Source organism: Jatrophihabitans sp. YIM 134969, assembly GCF_054456675.1.
This window is the reverse complement of the sequence record NZ_JBTJEQ010000037.1, coordinates 1-19426: the sequence shown is the minus strand read 5'-3', so window position 1 is coordinate 19426 and position 19426 is coordinate 1. Positions and strand designations below refer to the sequence as shown.

18 protein-coding genes are annotated in these 19426 nt (G+C 72.4%); 5 read left to right on the top strand and 13 right to left on the bottom strand.

What is annotated here, in order from left to right; translation table 11 throughout:
• The first annotated feature begins 112 nt into the window (after positions 1-112).
• The 3 genes from ACXR2U_RS17520 to ACXR2U_RS17510 all read left to right on the top strand — a co-directional run bounded on the left by ACXR2U_RS17520 (position 113) and on the right by ACXR2U_RS17510 (position 2132).
• Positions 113-1066, top strand: coding sequence for a nuclease-related domain-containing protein (locus ACXR2U_RS17520; RefSeq protein WP_458826353.1), 954 nt, complete (start codon positions 113-115; stop codon positions 1064-1066).
• Between the two features lie 72 nt (positions 1067-1138).
• On the top strand, positions 1139-1828 hold the full coding sequence (locus ACXR2U_RS17515) for a GOLPH3/VPS74 family protein (protein WP_458826352.1): 690 nt from the start codon (positions 1139-1141) through the stop codon (positions 1826-1828).
• Between the two features lie 61 nt (positions 1829-1889).
• Positions 1890-2132: a hypothetical protein gene (locus ACXR2U_RS17510; RefSeq protein ID WP_458826351.1), complete on the top strand. Its 243-nt coding sequence runs from the start codon at positions 1890-1892 to the stop codon at positions 2130-2132.
• A 3-nt stretch (positions 2133-2135) separates the two neighbouring features.
• Here the strand turns inward: ACXR2U_RS17510 and ACXR2U_RS17505 are convergent, their stop codons facing one another.
• Together ACXR2U_RS17505 and dnaG are read right to left on the bottom strand one after the other, a co-directional pair.
• Positions 2136-2672, bottom strand: coding sequence for a hypothetical protein (locus ACXR2U_RS17505; RefSeq protein WP_458826350.1), 537 nt, complete (start codon positions 2670-2672; stop codon positions 2136-2138).
• Positions 2672-4507 (bottom strand): DNA primase, encoded by a 1836-nt coding sequence (dnaG, locus tag ACXR2U_RS17500; RefSeq protein WP_458826349.1) that lies wholly within the window; start codon positions 4505-4507, stop codon positions 2672-2674. Before dnaG ends, ACXR2U_RS17505 begins: the two co-directional genes overlap by 1 nt.
• A 187-nt stretch (positions 4508-4694) precedes the next feature.
• Between dnaG and ACXR2U_RS17495 the strand changes: the two genes are divergently transcribed.
• On the top strand, positions 4695-6308 hold the full coding sequence (locus tag ACXR2U_RS17495; RefSeq protein WP_458826348.1) for an ABC-F family ATP-binding cassette domain-containing protein: 1614 nt from the start codon (positions 4695-4697) through the stop codon (positions 6306-6308).
• A gap of 46 nt (positions 6309-6354) precedes the next feature.
• On the opposite strand, the gene ACXR2U_RS17490 is transcribed toward ACXR2U_RS17495, so the two are convergent.
• The 11 genes from ACXR2U_RS17490 to era form a co-directional block, all read right to left on the bottom strand.
• Positions 6355-7578, bottom strand: a complete 1224-nt coding sequence (locus ACXR2U_RS17490; protein ID WP_458826380.1) for a deoxyguanosinetriphosphate triphosphohydrolase — start codon at positions 7576-7578, stop codon at positions 6355-6357.
• Between the two features lies 1 nt (position 7579).
• Complete coding sequence (locus ACXR2U_RS17485; RefSeq protein WP_458826347.1) at positions 7580-8092, bottom strand: YbjN domain-containing protein; 513 nt, start codon at positions 8090-8092, stop codon at positions 7580-7582.
• 35 nt (positions 8093-8127) lie between these two features.
• Positions 8128-10839: a pyruvate, phosphate dikinase gene (ppdK, locus tag ACXR2U_RS17480; protein WP_458826346.1), complete on the bottom strand. Its 2712-nt coding sequence runs from the start codon at positions 10837-10839 to the stop codon at positions 8128-8130.
• Between the two features lie 96 nt (positions 10840-10935).
• Entirely contained in the window at positions 10936-12060 is a 1125-nt protein-coding gene (gene dusB, locus ACXR2U_RS17475; protein WP_458826379.1) for a tRNA dihydrouridine synthase DusB, read from the bottom strand.
• 57 nt (positions 12061-12117) lie between these two features.
• Positions 12118-13104, bottom strand: coding sequence for a hypothetical protein (locus ACXR2U_RS17470; protein WP_458826345.1), 987 nt, complete (start codon positions 13102-13104; stop codon positions 12118-12120).
• Between the two features lie 73 nt (positions 13105-13177).
• Positions 13178-14305 carry a phosphatase PAP2 family protein gene (locus ACXR2U_RS17465; RefSeq protein WP_458826344.1) on the bottom strand — a complete coding sequence of 376 codons (1128 nt, stop codon included), beginning with the start codon at positions 14303-14305 and terminating at the stop codon, positions 13178-13180.
• Positions 14306-14332: 27 nt separating this feature from the next.
• Positions 14333-14665 (bottom strand): antibiotic biosynthesis monooxygenase family protein, encoded by a 333-nt coding sequence (locus tag ACXR2U_RS17460; RefSeq protein WP_458826343.1) that lies wholly within the window; start codon positions 14663-14665, stop codon positions 14333-14335.
• Between the two features lie 9 nt (positions 14666-14674).
• Positions 14675-15457: an isoprenyl transferase gene (locus tag ACXR2U_RS17455; protein WP_458826342.1), complete on the bottom strand. Its 783-nt coding sequence runs from the start codon at positions 15455-15457 to the stop codon at positions 14675-14677.
• A 4-nt stretch (positions 15458-15461) separates the two neighbouring features.
• Positions 15462-16256: a DNA repair protein RecO gene (gene recO, locus ACXR2U_RS17450; protein ID WP_458826341.1), complete on the bottom strand. Its 795-nt coding sequence runs from the start codon at positions 16254-16256 to the stop codon at positions 15462-15464.
• Positions 16240-17490 carry an MFS transporter gene (locus tag ACXR2U_RS17445; protein WP_458826340.1) on the bottom strand — a complete coding sequence of 417 codons (1251 nt, stop codon included), beginning with the start codon at positions 17488-17490 and terminating at the stop codon, positions 16240-16242. The genes recO and ACXR2U_RS17445 overlap by 17 nt, the downstream gene beginning before the upstream one ends.
• Positions 17491-17523: 33 nt before the next feature.
• Positions 17524-18426, bottom strand: coding sequence for a GTPase Era (gene era / locus ACXR2U_RS17440; RefSeq protein WP_458826339.1), 903 nt, complete (start codon positions 18424-18426; stop codon positions 17524-17526).
• 31 nt (positions 18427-18457) lie between these two features.
• Here era and ACXR2U_RS17435 point away from each other — a divergent pair, with 31 nt between their 5' ends.
• Positions 18458-19237, top strand: coding sequence for a putative protein N(5)-glutamine methyltransferase (locus ACXR2U_RS17435; RefSeq protein WP_458826338.1), 780 nt, complete (start codon positions 18458-18460; stop codon positions 19235-19237).
• Positions 19238-19426: the final 189 nt, after the last annotated feature.

Here is a 19426-nt window from a genome sequence, read left to right as displayed (position 1 = left end):
GGTGCGGTCCGCGACGCCGGGCTCGGATCTCGCGTCGCGCGACTCGGCCGGCTGACCTACGGTCGCCCGAGACGACCGACTCCCCCGGCGGTCGCCCGACGGACGGATCGACGTGACCGACTTCCTGGAACCCCCCGTGATCGGCGTGAACCGCTGGCGGCGGTACGGCCACGACCGGGCGTACGTCAGCCTCGGCGAGGCGAAGCTCGGGCACCGAGACCTGAGAACGGGTGCGGTGGTCTCCGAGAACCCGGCGCATCGCGACACCGTCGAGGCAGCCACGGCCGCGCTCTGGCAGGAGTGTCGAGCCGCGCAGTACGCACCTCGCCATGCGTCGACGGCCACGCCCCCGGCCGACGCGGCTGCTGCCGCCACAGCGGAGCGCCCACCCGCTCCGTCGGACGCCGCGTCAGCGCCGGATCGCGATCTGGCCGCGAACCCGCCGGGCGCGGCGGTGCACGCGCGAGCGAAGCAACTGCGTGACGCCGCGCCGGTGCGTACCCGTGTGGCGCGCGTGCTGGGCGTCAAGACCGACGAGCGAGCGTGGCGGATCGGCGGCGACGCCGAGGAGGCGGTCGCCAGACGATTGGCACGACTCGGACCCGGGTGGCGCGTGCTGCACTCCATCCCCGTCGGAGAACGCGGTAGCGACATCGACCATCTCGTCGTCGGACCGGGCGGCGTGTTCACGGTCAACGCCAAGAACCACCCGGACGCCGCCGTCTGGGTCCGGGGCGACACGGTCAAGGTCAACGGCGTCTCCCAGCCCTACGTCCGCAACAGCCGTCACGAGGCGACACGGGCGGGACGCCTGCTCACGGCCAGAGCCGGCTTCGACGTCGAGGTACGCGGAGTGGTCGCGATCATGGGGATGGAACGGGGCTTCACGGTGGTGGAGCAGCCGCGCGACACCGTGGTCATCGTGCCGCGACGGCGCATCGCTGATCACCTGGCCGCGCTGCCCACTGTTCTCGGCCAGCCCTCGATCGCCAGGATCTTCGACGTGGCCCGGCACCTCGCGACCTGGCAACCGGCCACCGTGACATGGTCGGACAGCCTGCTCTAGGCACCTCCGTGGAACCACGTCGATGCCCCGGCGCGCGAGGTGCGACCACGTCGTCGCGGGTACCACCGGTCCGTGACCCGACTGCTGCTGGCGCAGGACGTGTTCCTGCTCGCCCACGACGACGAGTCCGGCAAGAACACCGCGAGCCTGGCGTTGCAGGGGGCGCTGGCCGGCGCGCTGCTGCTCGATCTGGTTGAGCGCGACCTGGTCGTGGTCGGGGACGACTCGGTGCGGGCGACCGACGCGGTCACGGACGACCCGCTGCTCGCACGGGCGCAGCAGGTGGTGCGTGAGCAGGACGAGCCGCGCCGGGTCGGGTGGTGGCTGTCGACGCTGCCGCGCCGGCTCAAGCCGCTGGACCGGACCGTCGGTGAGTCGCTGGTCGAGCGCGGGATCCTCGGCGAGGAGCAGGGCAAGGTCCTCGGCATCTTCTCCACGACCCGGTGGCCGGAGCTGGACCCGGAGCCGGAGCGGCAGCTCCGGGCCGAGCTCGCGGACGCGCTGCTGCAGGAGACCGAGCCGACTCCCCGGGTGTTGCTGCTCGCCGGGTTGCTGTCGCACTACGGGATGGTGGACCGGCTGTTCGAGAAGTCCGACCGCAAGCGAGCGCGGACTCGCGCCGGCGAACTCGCGGAGCTCGCCGAGTCGAGCGACGCGGTGTCCCGGGCCCTCGGGGAGTCCGTCCGGGCCGCTCAAGTGGCGTTGCTCGCCGCGACGGTGGCGACCAACGCGGCGTCGAGGACGGCCTCCACCAACTCCTGACCCGCCGCGGGCCACCCACCGCGGACGATGGACCACTGGCCCGGATGGGTACCGTGCGGGGATGAAGCTGTCCTTCCTCCTCGGCGCCGCCGTCGGCTACACCCTCGGGGCGCGGGCCGGGCGTGAGCGCTACGAGCAGATCGTGTCGGCCGCCACCAAGCTCAAGAGCAGCCAGACCGTCCAGTCCACCGCCGGGGTCCTGCAGGCGCAGGTCGACGAACTGGCGGGCAAGGTTCGGGAGGTCGTCGCCGGCCGCTCCCACGAGCCGGCCGCCCCGCAGGGCGTGAACGGCTACCACCGGTAGGGCTCAGATCTGCGGGAGCTTCGCCGCTTCCTCGGCGGTGAACCGCGCGATTGCGTTCTCGAGCTGGTAGCGCACCATGACGTTGTCCGGTGTCGTGCCCTCGAGGCGCGCCCACCAGGTCAGGCCGTCACGACCCGGGATCCGGCGCGCGACGATCCGCGCCTGACCGCCGACGACCGGCACGATCTCGCTGCGCACCACGCTGGCGTCGACACGGCGCTTCACCTGCCGCGGGACGTCGCCGGGCTCGACCAGCGGCAGCGCCGCCGGTGAGCGGTCGACCAGCACCAGGTCGTCGACGAGGTCGGCTTCGACCACGATGAGCACGCCGTCGCGCCAGACGGCCTTGTCGACCCGCTCCCACGGGATGCGGCGCATCGCCGCGGGATCGTCGCCCGCGACCGGCCACCACAGACCCCGCACCGACGCCACGACGTAGCGGTCCCCCGCGACGGTCGCCCAGGCGACCACTCGGTCGTCGCGGTCGACGGCGGCGATCATGGACGTCACGGTGGAGTCGAGCTTGCGGCGCTTGAACATCACGAGGCCCCGATCATGCGTTCGCGCAACACCCGGCGGTGCTTCTCCAGGGCAAGCAGTTCCGCGAACGCCTTCTGGTGGCCGTCGGGGTCCTCGAGCGGGTTCATGCGCTGCACGCGGGACTTCACCGTCGCAATCTGCCGGTCGAACACCACCGCCTGCAACGCGTCGAGCTGGGCCTGCACGTACGGCTCGACGTCGAAGGTTGGTGCACGGTGCAACGGTTCGACGCTGGCGGCGATCGCGACGCGCTTGACGGGGTCGGGCAGCAGTTCCACCGCCCCGGCGCCGGCGTCGACCAACGCGGCCGTGCCGCCCGCGGCGGCGATCGCCGCGACGAGCGCGCGGTGGTCGGGGACGAGGAAGGCCTCCGGCGGCAAGACGTCGAACGACGGCCCGGCGACCCCGGGGTGCTGCATGACGACCTTGAGCACCTCGCGTTCGAGGGTCACCGTGGCGTCGTCGACCACCCGCTTGGGCGCCGGGCCACCCTGCGCGGAGTCGCGGCCCGACCGCACCATCGCGACGACCCGGTTGGGGTCGGGCAGCCCGACCAACCCGGCGAGGCGGACGGCGTAGGAGTCACGGACCGCGGTGTCCTTGATCTGCTTGACCAGCGGCACGGCCCGCACGAGCGCTCCCTCGCGACCCTCGACGGTGTCGAGGTCGAACCGGCCCACCGTGGCGCGCAGCACGTACTCGACCAGGGGGATCCGGGAGGCGATGAGGTCGCGGACCGCGACGTCGCCGCCCTTCTGCCGCAGGTCGTTGGGGTCCAGGCCGTTCGGCTCGATGGCGACGAAGGTCTGGCCCATGAACTTCTGGTCGTCCTTGAACGCGCGCTCGGCGGCCTTCATCCCGGCTTCGTCGCCGTCGAAGGTGAACACGACCTGGCCGGTGTAGGTGTCGGAGTCGAGCAGCATCCGGCGCAGCATCGCCACGTGTTCGTCACCGAACGCCGTGCCGCAGGTGGCCACCGCGGTGGTCTCCCCGGCGAGGTGGCAGGCCATGACGTCGGTGTAGCCCTCGACCACGACGGCCTTGTGCTGACGGGCCATGTCCTTGCGCGCGAGGTCCAGGCCGTAGAGCACCCGTGACTTCTTGTAGAGCTCGGTCTCCGGGGTGTTGAGGTACTTGGCCTCGATCGGGTCGTCATCGAACAGGCGGCGCGCGCCGAAGCCGACGACGTCGCCGCCCGCCTCCCGGATCGGCCACAGCAGCCGGCGGCGGAACCGGTCGAGCAGGCCGCGTTGCCCCTCGCGGCTGACGCCCGCCGCCACGAGGTCGGCCGGGGCGAAGCGCTTGGCCAGCAGGTACTTGGTGAGGCCGTCCCATGCGATCGGGGCGAAGCCACACCCGAAGTGTTCGGCCGCCGCCTCGTCGAAGCCGCGCTCGAGGAGGAAGGTGCGGGCGATCTCGGCGTCGGGGGTGCGCAGCTGCTCGGCGTAGAACGACGCGGCCAGCGCGTTGATCTCCAGCAGCCGCGGCCGCTGCGCCGCCGCCTTCGCCCGCTTCGGGTCGACCGGGCCGTCGACGTAGCGCAGCTGGATGCCGGTCTTGGCGGCCAGCCGCTCGACGCTCTCGGTGAAGCCGACGTTCTCGGTCTCCATGACGAACCGGAAGACGTCGCCGCCCTTGCCGCACCCGAAGCAGTGGTAGAAGCCCTTCGCCGGCGAGACCTGGAACGACGGCGACTTCTCGTCGTGGAACGGGCACAGGCCCTTGAGGTTGCCGCCGCCGGCGTTGCGCAGGGCGACGTGCTCACCCACGATGTCGGCGATCGGGTTCCGGTCGCGGACCGCGGCGACGTCCTCGTCACGGATCCGGCCTGGCACGGCGCCGAGTCTAGGCCGCGGGCCCGGTCGGCCCCACGGGTCGGGCACGGGCCTGTGGAAAACCCGTCGACACCCCCGGGCCTCCGGGCGTAGGAAGGACGCGTCCTGTTCCCGGCGGAAGGCCCCCCGTTGTACCTCTGAAGCGCCCCGACCGTTCGTCGTCGCGTGCCGTTTCCGGAGGTTCTCCGTGTCCACACCCGCCCCTGCCGTCGTCGTCACCGACCTCGGCTTCTCCTGGCCGGACGGCTCCCCCGTCCTCTCCGGGTTCTCCACCACCATCGGCGCCGGCCGCTCGGGACTCGTCGGCGTCAACGGCAGCGGCAAGTCCACATTGCTGCGCCTGATCGCCGGCGAGCTGACCGCCGCCACGGGGTCGGTCGCCGTGCACGGCCGACTCGGCTACGTGCCGCAGCGCCCGCCCGCAGGCACCGGTGACAGCGTCGCCCGGGTGCTCGGCGTCGAGGCCGCCCTGACGGCGCTGCGGGCCATCGAGGCCGGTGACGCGTCCGAGCGGCACTTCGCCGCGGTCGGTGACGACTGGGATGTCGAGGAACGCGCCCGGGCCACCCTGGACCGGCTCGGGCTCACCGCCATTGAACTCGACCGTTGCACCCAACAACTGTCCGGCGGCGAGGCCGTCCTGTTGCGGCTGGCGGCGGAACTCCTGCGTGCACCGGACGTCCTGCTGCTCGACGAGCCGACCAACAACCTCGACACCGAGGCCCGCGAGCGGCTGTACGCGGCGGTGCGCGGGTGGGCCGGAACCCTCGTCGTCGTCACTCACGACCGGGAACTGCTCGGCCTGGTCGACCGTATCGGCGATCTGCGCGACGGAGCCGTGCGCTGGTACGGCGGGGCGTGGGACGACTACCGCGCGGCCGTCGCCGCCGAGCAGGAGACCGCGGAACGCCAGGTCCGCGCGGCCGAGGACGACGTCCGCCGCCAGGAGCACGAGCTCGCGGCGGCCCGGGTCGCGCTCGACCGGCGGGCGCGGTACGGACAGAAGATGTGGGACACCAAGCGCGAACCCAAGATCGTCATGGGGGCGCGCAAACGCGATGCGCAGGTGTCGGCCGGCAAGCACCGGACACTGCACAGCGGCAAGGTCGACGAGGCCCGGGCGCGGTTGCGCGAGCGGGAGGACGCGGTGCGCGACGACCCGTCCATCCGCGTCGACCTCCCGGACTCCGAGGTACCCGCCGGGCGCACCGTGCTGACCCTGCGGGGGCTGGTGACCCGCGCGGGCCCGGTGCCGGACCTCGACGTGTTCGGCCCGGCCCGGGTGGCGGTCACCGGACCGAACGGCGCGGGCAAGACCACCCTGCTCGACACCGTGGTCGGTCGGCTCGCCCCGGTCGCGGGTGAGGCGCGCGTCGCCGTGCCGTGGCGCTACCTGCCCCAGCGGCTCGACGTGCTCGACCCCGACCGGTCGGTCGTCGAGAACGTCGCGGCGGTCGCGCCCGAGGCCACCGTCCAGCAGATCCGCGACCGGCTCGCACGCTTCCGGTTCCGCGGCGCCGCGGCCGAGGCCCGGGCGGGCACGCTGTCCGGTGGCGAACGGTTCCGCGCGGCGCTCGCCGCGCTGCTGCTGGCCCAGCCCACACCCCAGCTGCTGGTCCTCGACGAGCCGACCAACAACCTCGACCTCGCGAGCGTCGCCGCCCTCACCGACGCGCTCCACGCCCACCGCGGCGCGCTGCTGGTCGTCAGCCACGACCGGGCGTTCCTCGACGACCTCGCCCTCACCCGCGAGATCTCGCTGGATCCGCCGGAGACTCCAGGAGTCCTAGCGTCGCTGTAGGAGGCTCGCAGCAGCGCTCAGACTCCAGGAGTCCGGTGCGGGAGGGTCAGGGGGTGGCGAGCAGGCGCGCGTGGGTGGCCCGGGCGGCGGAGTCGGTCATGGTGGCGACCTGGTCGACGACGAGACGCAGCCGGCCGTCGTCGCTCGCCGCCTCCCACGCCGGGCGCAGGGCGGGTGCGACGCCGTCGGGGCCGCGGGTGACGAGCAGTTCGACCAGCTCGACCAGCAGGCGGCGCTCGTCGGCCTTGAGCGGCTCGACCTCCGGGCGTTGCATGACGTAACGCAGCGCCACCGCCTTGAGCAGCGCGCACTCGGCGACGATGTCGCTCGGGACCTCGAAGGTGCCGGTGTAGCGGGTGAGCTCGTGCGACGACGCCGCGACGGCCGCGCCGACGAACCGGCCGGTCAGCTCGGAGGTGGCCCGCTTGGCCGCGGACAGGGCGCCGAAGGAGCGGCCGACGCCCGCGAGGTCGACCAACGCCGGCAGGGCCAGCAACCGGTCGAGGACGGGTTCGAGGTCGAGGACGCTCACGCCGTCGAGGAAGTGCGCGGCGGCCAGACGGCACAGTTCCTGGCGGTCGGCGAGGGTGAGGGTGTCGAGGCGTATCAGGCCGCTGTGCACGCCGTCCTCGAGGTCGTGCACGGAGTAGGCGACGTCGTCGGCCCAGTCCATGACCGCCGCCTCGGCGCACCGCGCCCCATCGGGAGCGCCCGCCCGCATCCACTCGAACGCGGGCAGGTCGTCGGCGTACACGCCGAACTTGCGGCGCCCCGCCTGCCGCTGCCACGGGTACTTCGACGCGGCGTCGAGCACGGCGCGGGTGAGGTTGAGACCCGCACCCTCCACCCGGGCCTCGAGGCGGGTGAGCACGCGGAAGGTCTGGGCGTTGCCCTCGAACCCGCCGATGGCCGCGGCGACGACGTCGAGCGCGTCCTCGCCGTTGTGGCCGAACGGCGGGTGACCGAGGTCGTGGGCGAGGCCTGCGGCGTCGACGACGTCGGGGTCGACCCCCACCGCCTCCCCCATCTCACGGGCGATCTGGGCGACCTCGAGGGAGTGGGTGAGGCGGGTGCGCGGGAAGTCGTCCTCGCCGGGCGCGACGACCTGGGTCTTGTCAGCGAGGCGCCGGAACCCGTGCGAGTGCAGGATCCGGGCGCGGTCACGCGCGAACGGGCTGCGGCGCTGTTCGCGCTCGCCGACGGCGCCACGCTTGGCGGGTTCGGCGACGAGCCGGGCGCGCGCGGCGTCGTCGTAGGAGGGGACGGTCAGCTCAGACCTGCTCGTCGACCCACTCGACGAACCGCAGCAGGCTGTCGATCCACGAGCCCACCGCGTACTTCAGCTGGGCCCGCGTCGCGCCCAGTTCGAAGTCCTGGCACTGCTCGGCGCAGATGCCGACCATGCCGTCGTCGGGCAGGACGCTGTACGCCTTCGGCGAGAGCTTGGTGCGGTTCCAGTCGTCGAGCATGACGATCAACGCCGTGCGCGACTCCACCGGGAAGCGGCGGTTGAGGTAGGCGCGGGCCTGCAGCACCTCGCCCTGCTGGCCGTAGGAGAAGAAGTACACGCTGTACTTCTCCCACCGGACCACGAGGTCGCCGTCGTCGTCGATGCCGTGCGTCAACCCGAACTCGTCGAGGATCTGCTGCAGCAACGCGGTGGTCGGCAGCACCAGCGTGCTGCCACCCGGGCGCGTGCCCCGCGACTCGGTGCTCGGCGAACTGAGCGTGGACAGGTCGGACCGGGCCGCAGGCGTCGCCCGCTGCCCCCGCCACCGGAACATGTCCCCGACCCTACCGACGTGCGTCGGGGTCCGCCCTACGAGGTCACGTGGCTGTCGCCGTGCTCCAGCGTCGCCCGGCCGGCCTCGAGCCGCGCGACCGGGACGCGGAACGGCGAGCAGGACACGTAGTCGATCCCGACCTTGTCGAAGAAGCGCACCGACTCGGGGTCGCCGCCGTGCTCGCCGCACACCCCGGCCTTCAGCCCCGGCCGCATCGAACGGCCCTTCTCGACGCCGATGCGGACCAGCTCGCCGACGCCCTCCTCGTCGATGGACTCGAACGGGCTGACCCCGAAGATCCCCTTCTCGAGGTAGTGCGAGAAGAACGCGGCCTCGACGTCGTCGCGGGAGAAGCCCCAGGTGGTCTGGGTCAGGTCGTTGGTGCCGAAGGAGAAGAACTCGGCGGCTTCGGCGATGTGGTCGGCGGTGAGCGCCGCGCGGGGCAGCTCGATCATGGTGCCGACGAGGAAGTCGAGGTGGGCGCCGGTCTCGGTCCGGACCTCGCGGGCGACCTGGATGATCGCGTCCTTGACGCTCTCCAGCTCCTGCACGGCGCCGACCAGCGGCACCATGATCTCCACGCGGGGGACCCCGCCGGCGCGCTGACGTTCCGCGGCCGCCTCGAGGATCGCGCGCGCCTGCATCTCGAACAGCCCGGGGATGACGAGGCCGAGCCGCACGCCGCGGAGCCCGAGCATGGGGTTCGACTCGTGCAGGGTCTTGACGGCCTGGAGCATGCGCAGGTCACCCTCGCGGGCCTCCCCGCGCGACTCGGCGACGGCCACCCGCACCGAGAGCTCGGTGATGTCGGGCAGGAACTCGTGCAGCGGCGGGTCGAGCAGCCGGATGGTGACCTGCAGGCCGTCCATGGCCTCGAAGATCTCGACGAAGTCGCTCTTCTGCAGCGGTAGCAGCTCGGCGAGCTGCGCCTCGCGCTCCTCGTCGGTGTCGGCGAGGATCAGCTTCTCGATCATCGGCCGACGGTCACCGAGGAACATGTGCTCGGTGCGGCACAGACCGATGCCCTGTGCACCGAAGCGGCGGGCGCGGGCGGAGTCGTCGGCGTTGTCGGCGTTGGTGCGCACGGCCATGCGACGGACGCCGTCGGCGTGGCGCATCATGCGGTCGACGGCGCGGACCAGTTCGTCGGCGCCGGAGTCGCCGGTGTCGACCGAGGGGTCGAGTTCACCCTCGAAGTAACGCACGACCGGGCTGTCGACCACGGGTACCTCACCGAGGAAGACCTCGCCGGTGGTGCCGTCGATCGAGATGACGTCGCCCTCCTGGACCTCGACGCCACCCTTGGCCCGGAACTTGCGGGTCTTGGTGTCGACGTCGAGGGATTCCGCGCCACACACGCAGGTCTTGCCCATGCCGCGGGCGACGACGGCCGCGTGCGAGGTCTTGCCACCTCTCGACGTCAAGATACCGTTGGAGACGATCATGCCCTCGAGGTCGTCGGGGTTGGTCTCGCGGCGGACGAGGATGACCTGCTCGCCGGAGCGGGTCCACTTCTTCGCGGTGTAGGTGTCGAAGACGACCTTGCCGGTGGCCGCGCCGGGCGACGCGTTCATGCCCTTGGCGATGAGCTTCTTCTCCACGCCGTCGTCGAAGCGTGGGAACATCAACTGCGAGAGCTGCGCGCCCGTGACGCGGGTGAGCGCCTCGTCCATGTCGATGATGCCTTCGTCGACCAGCTGGGTCGCGACCCGGAACGCGGCGGCGGCGGTGCGCTTGCCGACGCGGGTCTGCAACATCCACAGCTTGCCGGACTCGATGGTGAACTCGATGTCGCAGAGGTCCTGGTAGTGACCCTCGAGCGTCGCCATGATCTCGAGCAGCTGGTCGTACGACTTCTTGTCGATCTGCTCGAGGTCTGCGAGCGGGACGGTGTTGCGGATACCCGCCACGACGTCCTCACCCTGGGCGTTCTGCAGGTAGTCGCCGTAGATGCCCTGAGCGCCGCTGGCGGGGTCGCGGGTGAACGCGACGCCGGTGCCGGACTCCATGTCGAGGTTGCCGAACACCATGGCGACGATGCTGACGGCGGTGCCGAGATCGGCCGGGATGCGTTCCTGGCGGCGGTACAGCACGGCACGGTGGCTGTTCCACGATTCGAACACGGCCTTGACCGCGAGGTCCATCTGCTCACGCGGATCCTGCGGGAACTCGCGGCCGGCGTGCTTGACCACGACCTCCTTGTAGGTGTCGACGAGCTTGCGCAGGTCGTCGGCGTCGAGGTCGAGGTCGTTGGTCGAGCCCTTGGCGGACTTCGCGGCCTCCAGGGCGTCGTGGAAGTGCTCGCTGTCGACGCCCATCACCGTCGAGCCGAACATCGACACCAGCCGGCGGTAGGAGTCGAACGCGAACCGTTCGTTGGCCGCCTGGCTCGCGAGCCCACGGACCGACTGGTCGTTGAGCCCGATGTTGAGGACCGTGTCCATCATCCCGGGCATCGAGAACTTGGCACCGGAACGCACCGACACCAGCAGCGGATCGTCGGACTGACCGAGCTTCTTGCCCATCGTCCGTTCGAGGGTCGCGAGGTGTTCGTCGACCTCCGCGGCGAGGCCGTCGGGGTTGCGACCGGACTTCAGGTAGGCCTGGCACGCCTCGGTGGTGATGATGAACCCCGGTGGGACCGGCAGGCCGAGGTTGGTCATCTCGGACAGGTTCGCGCCCTTGCCACCCAGCAGGTCCTTCTGGTCCTTGCTGCCCTGGCTGAAGTCGTAGACGAACGTCGGCATGGGGCGACGTTAGAGCCCGCAAGCGGTTGCTGGCGTCGTGCAAGGGTGGGTGTCACACCCCGTGAACGTCTCACCCGGCGACGTCACAGGCCGGCGTCACCCGCCGCTGTGCTCGGTCTCCGCGCCGAACGGGACGCTGCGGTCGTGCCGGTCGGCGAGCCATCCCTCGGGCAGGACGACAGCGCGTTCGGTGCTGGTGCGCCCGCGCGGTTGCCCGACGACGGACTCCGGGTACGGCGCGGTGTGGTCGAGCTGCGCCAACAGGTCGTCGAGTTCGGCCAGTGAGCTGATCTGCGCCAGTGCCTTGCGCAACTCACCGCCGGCCGGGAAACCCTTGAGGTACCAGGCGATGTGCTTGCGGAACTCGGTGCAGCCGCGCTGCTCCCCCGCCCACGCCGACAGCAGTTCGGCGTGCCGGCGCATCGTGGCCGCGACCTCGCCGAGACTCGGCCGGGCCCGCCATGAGGACCCGGCGAACGCGGCCGCCAGGTCGGCGAACAGCCAGGGGCGTCCGAGGCACCCACGCCCGATGACGACGCCGGCGGCACCGGTCTCGGCCAGCATGCGCAGGGCGTCGTCGGCCTCCCAGACGTCGCCGTTGCCCAGCACCGGCACGTCGAGCAGGTCGACGAGGTCGGCGATGGCGTCCCAGTGGGCGTGGCCGCTGTAGAACTGCGCGGCCGTGCGCCCGTGCAGCGTGACGGCGGCGACGCCCGCCTCCTGAGCCCGCAGCCCGGCCTCGCGGTACGTGAGGTGTTCGGGGTCGATGCCCATGCGCATCTTCACGGTCACCGGCACCCGGCCGTCGGCTGCCTGCACCGCGGCGGTCACGACGTCGGAGAACAGGTCGATGCGCCACGGCAACGCCGATCCCCCGCCCTTGCGGGTCACCTTGGGCACGGGGCAGCCGAAGTTGAGGTCGACGTGGTCGGCGAGGTCGCGCTCGACCACGATCCGCACGGCCTGGGCGACGACGGCCGGGTCGACGGCGTACAGCTGCAGGCTGCGGGGTGTCTCGACCGGGTCGAACTCGATGAGCTGCATCGTCTTGGGGTTGCCCTCGACGAGCGCCCGCGAGGTGATCATCTCGCTGACGTAGAGGCCCTGGCCCTGCTCACGGCACAGCACACGGAACGCGGTGTTGGTGATGCCCGCCATGGGCGCGAGCACCACCGGCGGATCGGCCACGACGCCCTCGGCGAGGCGCAGCGGCGCGACCACCGGGGCGGGGGCGAGGGCTGTCACCCCTCCTTTGTACCGAAGGGGTTCCGACCCGCCCTACTTCTCCTCGAACTGACGCCCGCAGATCAACGCGTCGCCGTCGAGCGATCGCAGCACCGCCTTGTAGTCCAGCGTGGTGTCGCTGCCGTCGTCGAGGGTCACCGCGAGGTCGTACTCGAGCGATCGGGCGCCGCCGTCGGTGTCGGTGCCGAGGTAGCTGCTCTTGTCGAAGTCGATGGTGAAGCCCGCCTCGGAGTCGGTGTCGGACAGCTCGTTCTCGAAGTCGTCGCGGTACTCGGGGCAGACGTAGTCGAGCGCGCCGTCGATGTCGCCGGCGTCGGCCGCGCCCCAGAACGCGCCCATGGTGTCGCGGGCGTCGGCCTCGCTGGGCGGGTCCGTGTCGTAGTCGCCGCTCGGGGAGTCGGTGCTGCTCGGGGAGTCGGTGGAGCCGTCGGTGGGGTCGTCGCTCGAGTCGCCTGTGGCGGTCGGCGATCCCGTCCCGAAGTCCGGCGACGAACTGACCGGGGTCGGGGTCCCACTGCCCTGGCCGACCGGCTTGTCGTCACCGGAGAACGCGCCGGTGGCCGCGGCGACGGCCACGCCGCCTCCGCCCAGCACGACGAGGACCACGGCGACGATCGCGACGATGCGGCCGGTGTTGCTCTTCTTCGGGGGCGTGGCGCCCGGCGGCGGGCCGAAGGGGCCGCCGTAGCCGCCCGAGCCGTAGCCGCCCGAGCCGTAGCCGCCCTGGTCGGCGGCGGGCTGGCCGTACCCGGACTGGCCGTACGCGGGCTGGCCGTAGCCGGGCTGGCCGTAGGACGGTTCCGGGGTGCCCGGCTGTCCGCCGTACCCGGGCTGCTGTCCGCCGTACCCGGGCTGCTGTCCGCCGTACCCGGGCTGCTGGCCGCCGTAGCCTGGCTGCTGCTGCCCGTAGCCCGGCTGGGAGCCGTAGGCGGGCGGACCGCTGGAGCCCGGCTGCCCGTACCCGGGTCCCGATCCGTACGACGGATCGCCGTACCCGCCCGACTGCCCTGGCCCGCTCATGCGCCGTCCCCTCCGCGTCCACCGCCCCGCGCTCGCAGGGTCGAGACCGTGCCCGTACCGGACTCGTACCGGCTCACGGTAGAGAAGGTTCCCCCCGGACGACACCTGAACCACGTCCTGGGACGCGATCGGGCAACGGGCCGCGCCGCGACCGCCGGGCCTCGACCCGACGGACGACCAGTTCGAGCAGGACCGCGAGCGCCCACCCGATGAGGATGTCGGTGACGTAGTGCTCGGCGGTGTAGACCAGCGTGAACGCCATGGCGAGCGGGTAGACGGCCAGCAGCACCCGCCACCCGCGACGCACCCGCGGCCACAGGAACAGCGTGACCAGCAGGGTGATCCCGGCGTGCAGGCTGGGGATGGCCGCGACGAGGTTGACGCTCGCCTGCCCCTTGTGGAGCAACTCGCCGGCCGTCCGCAGGTGCAGGACGCCGAAGCCGCGGCCGGACAGCCGTTGGACCGCCACCGCCGGGTCCGCGGTCGCGGTCTCGTACGGGCCGAGCAGGCCGTTGCCCTCGACCCCTCGCGGTGCCCACGCGTCCATGCACGGCGGGTGCGAGGGGTGGTCCGCGACCTCGGCGACCGTGCACTGCGAGGCGGCCCACGGTGGAGCGGCGGGCATCGCGACGAACACCACGACCCCGAGGAAGCTCAGGGCGACGAACCGGACGGCGAAGCGCCGGAACTCGGCGCGGCCGCGCAGCCACAGCCGCCCGGCGAGCAGATAGGGGACGAAGTAGAAGGACAGGTAGACCAGGCTGACGCCGCCCTCCCACCACGGCGGGCGGCCCTGCTTGAGGTGCTCCTGCAGCCAGGTCGTGGGGACGCTGCCGAACCCGACGACCCGGTCGACGTCGACCTGCCAGAGCCACTGGGTCGGCGCCCCGACCACAGCGGCGAGCCCGCGGGTGTAGTCGTAGAGCACCAACACCGCCACGAACGGCAGCCAGTCGACGAGCACCGACCACAACGGGCGCCGGCCGAGGCTCCAGACCAGCAGGCCGACCACCGTGATGACGATGATCGTCTCGCGGTCGAGCGGGATGCCGTTGCGGCTGACCCAGACCGCCGTCGCCGCCGCCCAGACCGCCACCGCCACGCGCCGCCACCACACCAGCCGACGTACGGGCGCGCCGTCGCGGCCACCGTCCGGTGGCTCCGCGGACGCCTCCCGTTCACCGGCCGGGTCGGTGTCCACCCCGGACTCGGACACGACCACGACGGGTCAGCCCGGCTCGGGCGCGAGGTCGGTGGCGCCGTCGGCCACCCGGCCGGGTTCGGCCGTCACCAACTGCTCGAACCCGCTGACCGCGCCGTCGGCGAGGTAGAACAGCGGGGTCGCGGTCATCTTCACCTCGGCATTGCCGAGCGCCCGCCGGTACGACCCGACGGTGTCCCACTCGGTGACCAGCACCCAGGCGTCGGCGTCGTCGGTGGCCCGGCCGAGGCTGCCGCGCACGAACCCCGGGCGGCGCGAGAGCACCTCGAGCGACGCCTTGCCGAGGGCGCGGAGGTCCGCGCCCGCGTGCGGCGGGGCGAGGTGGACAACGGAGAGCACGGGACGCGCCTACGCCGTGCCGAACCGGCGCTCGCGGCCGGCGAAGTCGAGGCAGGCGTCCCAGAGGTGACGGCGGTCGAAGTCCGGCCACGGGGTGTCGACGAACGCCAGTTCGGCGTAGGCCGACTGCCAGAGCAGGAAGTTGCTGGTGCGCTGCTCGCCGGACGAGCGGACGAACAGGTCGACGTCGGGGAGGTCGGGTTCGTCGAGGTGGGCCTGGATGGTCCGCTCGTCGATCTTGGCCGGGTTCAGCTCGCCGGCCGCGACCTTGGCCGAGATGGCCCGGACGGCGTCGACGATCTCGGCCCGCCCGCCGTAGTTCACGCAGAACTGCAGGGTGAGCCGGTCGTTGTCGCGGGTGTACTCCTCGGCGTCCTCGAGTTGGTCGATGACGCTGCGCCAGAGCCGCGGCCGGCGTCCGGCCCAGCGGATGCGGACGCCGAGCGCGCCGAGTTCGTCGCGACGACGGCGGATCACGTCCTTGCTGAACCCCATGAGGAAGCGGACCTCCTCCGGGGTGCGGCGCCAGTTCTCGGTCGAGAACGCGTAGGCCGACACCGTGCCGATGCCGATCTGCATCGCGCCGTACAGGACGTCCATGAGGGCGGCCTCGCCGGCGCGGTGGCCCTCGGTGCGGGGCAGACCACGGGCCTTCGCCCACCGGCCGTTGCCGTCCATGACGACCGCGACGTGACGCGGGACGGTGCCCGGCGCGAACTCCGGGGGCTCGACGCCGGTGGGGTGCGGCGGAGGGTCCGGCCAGCGGACGCGGGACCCGGTTCCGACCTGCACGGCCCTACGGTAGCGAGACGGCCGCGACCACCGGGGCGGGCGCGCGGTCGACGTGCGGCAGCGAGCGCAGCCCCCGCTCGAGGTGCCACTGCAGGTGGGCCGCGATCAACCCGCTCGACTCGCGGCGGGTGGTGCTGTCGGTGGCGTCGGCCGCGGGCCAGTCGCCGCCGAGCAGCGCGACCATGAGGTCGATCGCGGCGGGGGCCGGGCGCGGGGAGCCGGCCGGGCGGCAGGTCGGGCAGACCGCACCGCCCGCGGCGACGTGGAACGCGGCGTGCGGACCCGGCGCGGAGCACACGGCGCACTCGGTGAGGGCGGGTTCCCACCCGGCCCAGCTCATGGCCCGGATGAAGAAGGCGTCGAGTACCAGACCCGGCGCGTGCTCGCGTTCGCCGAGGACCCGCAGCGCGCCCAGGGTGAGCAGGTAGAGCCGCAGGGCGGGTTCACCTTCGTCGGTGAGCCGTTCGGCCGTCTCGAGGATGGCCGAGGCGGTGGTCCAGCGGCTGTAGTCCGAGGCGAGCCGGGCCCCGTAGGGGTGGATGGACTCGGACTGGGTGACCAGGTCGAGCGGGCGGCCGCGCACCGGGATGTTCATCGGGTCGGTGAGCCGGGTGTGCAGTTGCACGTCGACGTGCGAGCCGGGTTCGAGGCGGGCGCCGTGCTTGCTGGTGGTGCGCCGCACGCCCTTGCCGACGGCCCGGATGCGGCCGTGGGTGCGGGTCAGCAGGGTGATGATGCGGTCGGCCTCGCCCAGCTTGTGGACGCGCAGCACGACCGCCTCGTCACGGTAGAGCGGCACGGTTCCCATCGTCCCACGCAGCGGTGTCCGGTCCGGGCTGCCGCGCCCGGTCCCGGAGGTGGCGGCGGACCGCGGCGAAGGTCGCGAGGCCCGCGAGCGCGCCCAGCGCCGCGGCGGGCCACGGGATGCGCAGCGCGACGTCGGCTCCGACGTGGTCGGCGACCAGGCCGATGACCGGGGCGATCACGCCCGCCCCCACGTTGAGGCCGGTGTTGACCCAGGCCATCGACTCGGTGAGCCGCTCGGGCGGGGTGATCCGTTCGGCGGTGCCGAAGCTCGCGATGAGCATGGGGGCGGTGGCGAGCCCGACGAGGAACAGCAACGGCGCGAGCACCCCGACGTCCGGCACGAGGTACAGCAGCACCGGCATGACGCCGAAGACGAACGCCTGGTCGCGCAGCCGGGTCTCGACCGGCCGCCGCCACCGCACGGCGCCGTAGAGCAGACCCGCCACCCCGCTGCCGAACGCGAAGCAGGCGAGCACCGCGCCGGACCACGAGTCGTAGCCCGCCTGACCGACGTACGCGATCGTGGCGACGTCGACGCCGCCGAGCGTCATCCCGACGAACGCGAGGGTCGCGACGACCAGCAGGATCGGGCCGGTCGGGATCGGCGGGCGGGGGGCGTCGCCGTGGGTGACCACGGCCTCGCCGCCCGGCGCGAGACCGAGACCGACGGCGCCGGCACCCGCGAGCACCGCGATGAGCACGAACGACGCCAGCGGGTCCAGCTGGGTGGCGACGACGCTGGCGACGATCGGTCCGGACACGAAGATGACCTCGTCGAGCGTCGACTCCAGCGAGAACGCGGTGGTCAACTGCTCCCGCCGGCCGCCGAACACGCCCGCCCAGCGGGCGCGGACGAGCGCGCCGACCGACAGGTAGGAGAAGCCGATGACGACGGCGACGGCCAGCAGGACCCAACGGGGCTGATCGGTGAGGACGGCCGCGATCAACCCGGCCACGGCCGCGGTGTGGATGCTGGTCCAGAGGGCCAGCACCGGGCGTTGCCCGCGGCGGTCGGCCGAGCGGCTGAGGACCGGACCGCCCACCGCCGCGCCCGCGATGTAGGCGCCGGTGAGGTAGCCGCCGAAGGCGTAGTCGCCGTCGCGCAGGGAGATCAGCAGCACCAGGCTGACCGGGTACATGGACAGCGGCAGCCGCATGACGAACGCGCTGAGGCAGAACCGCAGTGCGCCCGGCGCCTGCAGCACCGAGCGGTAGGGCGTGAACATCAGGAGCCCGGTCGTCCCATCAGAACCCCCCCACTAGAAGCCCAGTCGGTCCAGCTTCTTGGGGTCACGCTGCCAGCCGGCCATGACCGCGACGTGCAGGTCGAGGTGCACCCGGTGGCCGAGCAGCACCTCGATGTCGCGGCGGGCGGTGATGCCGATGTTCTTCAGCTTGCTGCCCTTGGCGCCCAGCACGATCGGCTTCTGCGACGACCGCTCGAGGTGGATGGTCGCGTAGATCTTGGTGAACGGTTCGCCGCTCGCCCGGGTGTCGTCGATCATCTCCTCGACGGTCACGGCGATGGAGTGTGGCAGCTCCTCCCGCGCACCGGCCAGCGCCGCCTCGCGCACCAGTTCGGCGATGCGGGTCTCGACGCCGTCGTCGGTGACGTCCTCGGGCGGGTAGAGCAGGCCGCCCTCGGGGAGCTGGGCGATGAGCAGGTCGCGCAGCAGGTCGACCTGTTCGCCGCGCACCGCTGACACCGGCACGATCTCGGCGAAGTCACCGAGCTCGGAGACCGCCAGCAGCTGGGTGGCGACCTTCTTCGGGGCGGTGGTGTCGATCTTGGTGACGATGGCGACCTTGGGGACCTTCAACGCGGCGATGGCCTCGGCGATGTAGCGGTCGCCCGGCCCGACCTTCTCGTCGGCCGGCAGGCAGAACCCGACGACGTCGACCTCGGCCATGGTGTCGCGGACGACGTCGCCCAGGCGCTGCCCGAGAAGCGTGCGCGGTCGGTGCAGGCCCGGGGTGTCGACGACGACCAGCTGGCCGACCTCGGTGGTGCGGATGCCACGGATCGCGCGCCGGGTCGTCTGCGGCGCGGGGCTGGTGATGGCGACCTTCTCGCCGACCAGGGCGTTCATGAGGGTCGACTTGCCGGCGTTCGGACGACCCACGAACGCGCAGAACCCCGACCGGAACCCCTCTGCCACCACGGGTCCATGGTCCCACGCCCATACTGCCGCCGTGGACGACGTCGTCGAGCGCCTCCGGACGGCGGGCTGCGTGTTCGCCGAGGACGAGGCCGCGGTGCTGCGCGAGGCCGCCGCCGACCCGGCGGAGCTCGAGACCCTCGTCGCCCGCCGCGTGGCCGGGGAGCCGCTGGAGACCGTCGTGGGGTGGGTCGAGTTCGCCGGTCGCCGGTGGATCGTCGAGCCCGGGGTGTTCATCCCGCGCGCCCGCACGGTCGTCCTCGTCGAGGCCGCGCTGGAGCTGGTCGACGACGGTGACGTGCTGGTCGATCTCTGCGCGGGCGTCGGGGCGATCGGCGGGGCGGTCGCCGCGGCCCGACCGGGTGTGGTGGTCCACGCCGCCGAGCTCGACCCGGTCGCGGTGGACTGCGCACGACGCAACCTCACGCCGTTCGGCGCCCACGCCTGGGCGGGCGACCTGTTCGACGCCCTGCCGGCCGGGTTGCGCGGCACGGTCGACGTCGTCGTCGCGAACGCGCCCTACGTGCCGACCGATGCCATCGCCACCATGCCGCCGGAGGCGCGCGACCACGAACCCCACGTCGCCCTCGACGGCGGTCCTGACGGCCGCGACGTCGCCCGCCGCATCCTCGCGGCCGCGCCGACCTGGTTGCGGCCGGGCGGCCACCTGCTCGTCGAGACCGGCGAGGTCCTCGCCGACGGCCTTGCAGACCTCTTCGAAAGCGCCGGCCTGCTCGACGTCACCGTGCTGCACGACAACGACCACGACGGCACCGCCGTGGCCGGACGGACCCACGCGCAAATCTCCGACTGAACCTCGACTCGAACTCGAGGCGCGGACCGGCGATCCCGTCGACCCTCCCGCCGACGCTCGCAGATTGCACCGCGGGAACGGTTGTGGTCTGTCGGGACATCGCTGACAGGTTTCTGTCGGGACATCGCTGACAGTCATGATCGACTAGCCGGTGGTGGGGCGAGGTCGGCGGGCGCGGTAGTCATGGTC

What these genes read in the sequence shown, in the direction of transcription:
- ACXR2U_RS17510 (WP_458826351.1), top strand. Translation starts at nt 1,890, where the DNA reads ATGAAGCTGTCCTTCCTCCTCGGCGCCGCCGTCGGCTACACCCTCGGG.
- ACXR2U_RS17505 (WP_458826350.1), bottom strand. Translation starts at nt 2,672, where the DNA reads ATGTTCAAGCGCCGCAAGCTCGACTCCACCGTGACGTCCATGATCGCC.
- ACXR2U_RS17485 (WP_458826347.1), bottom strand. Translation starts at nt 8,092, where the DNA reads ATGTTCCGGTGGCGGGGGCAGCGGGCGACGCCTGCGGCCCGGTCCGAC.
- ppdK (WP_458826346.1), bottom strand. Translation starts at nt 10,839, where the DNA reads ATGCCGACGTTCGTCTACGACTTCAGCCAGGGCAGCAAGGACCAGAAG.
- ACXR2U_RS17470 (WP_458826345.1), bottom strand. Translation starts at nt 13,104, where the DNA reads ATGAGCGGGCCAGGGCAGTCGGGCGGGTACGGCGATCCGTCGTACGGA.
- ACXR2U_RS17445 (WP_458826340.1), bottom strand. Translation starts at nt 17,490, where the DNA reads ATGTTCACGCCCTACCGCTCGGTGCTGCAGGCGCCGGGCGCACTGCGG.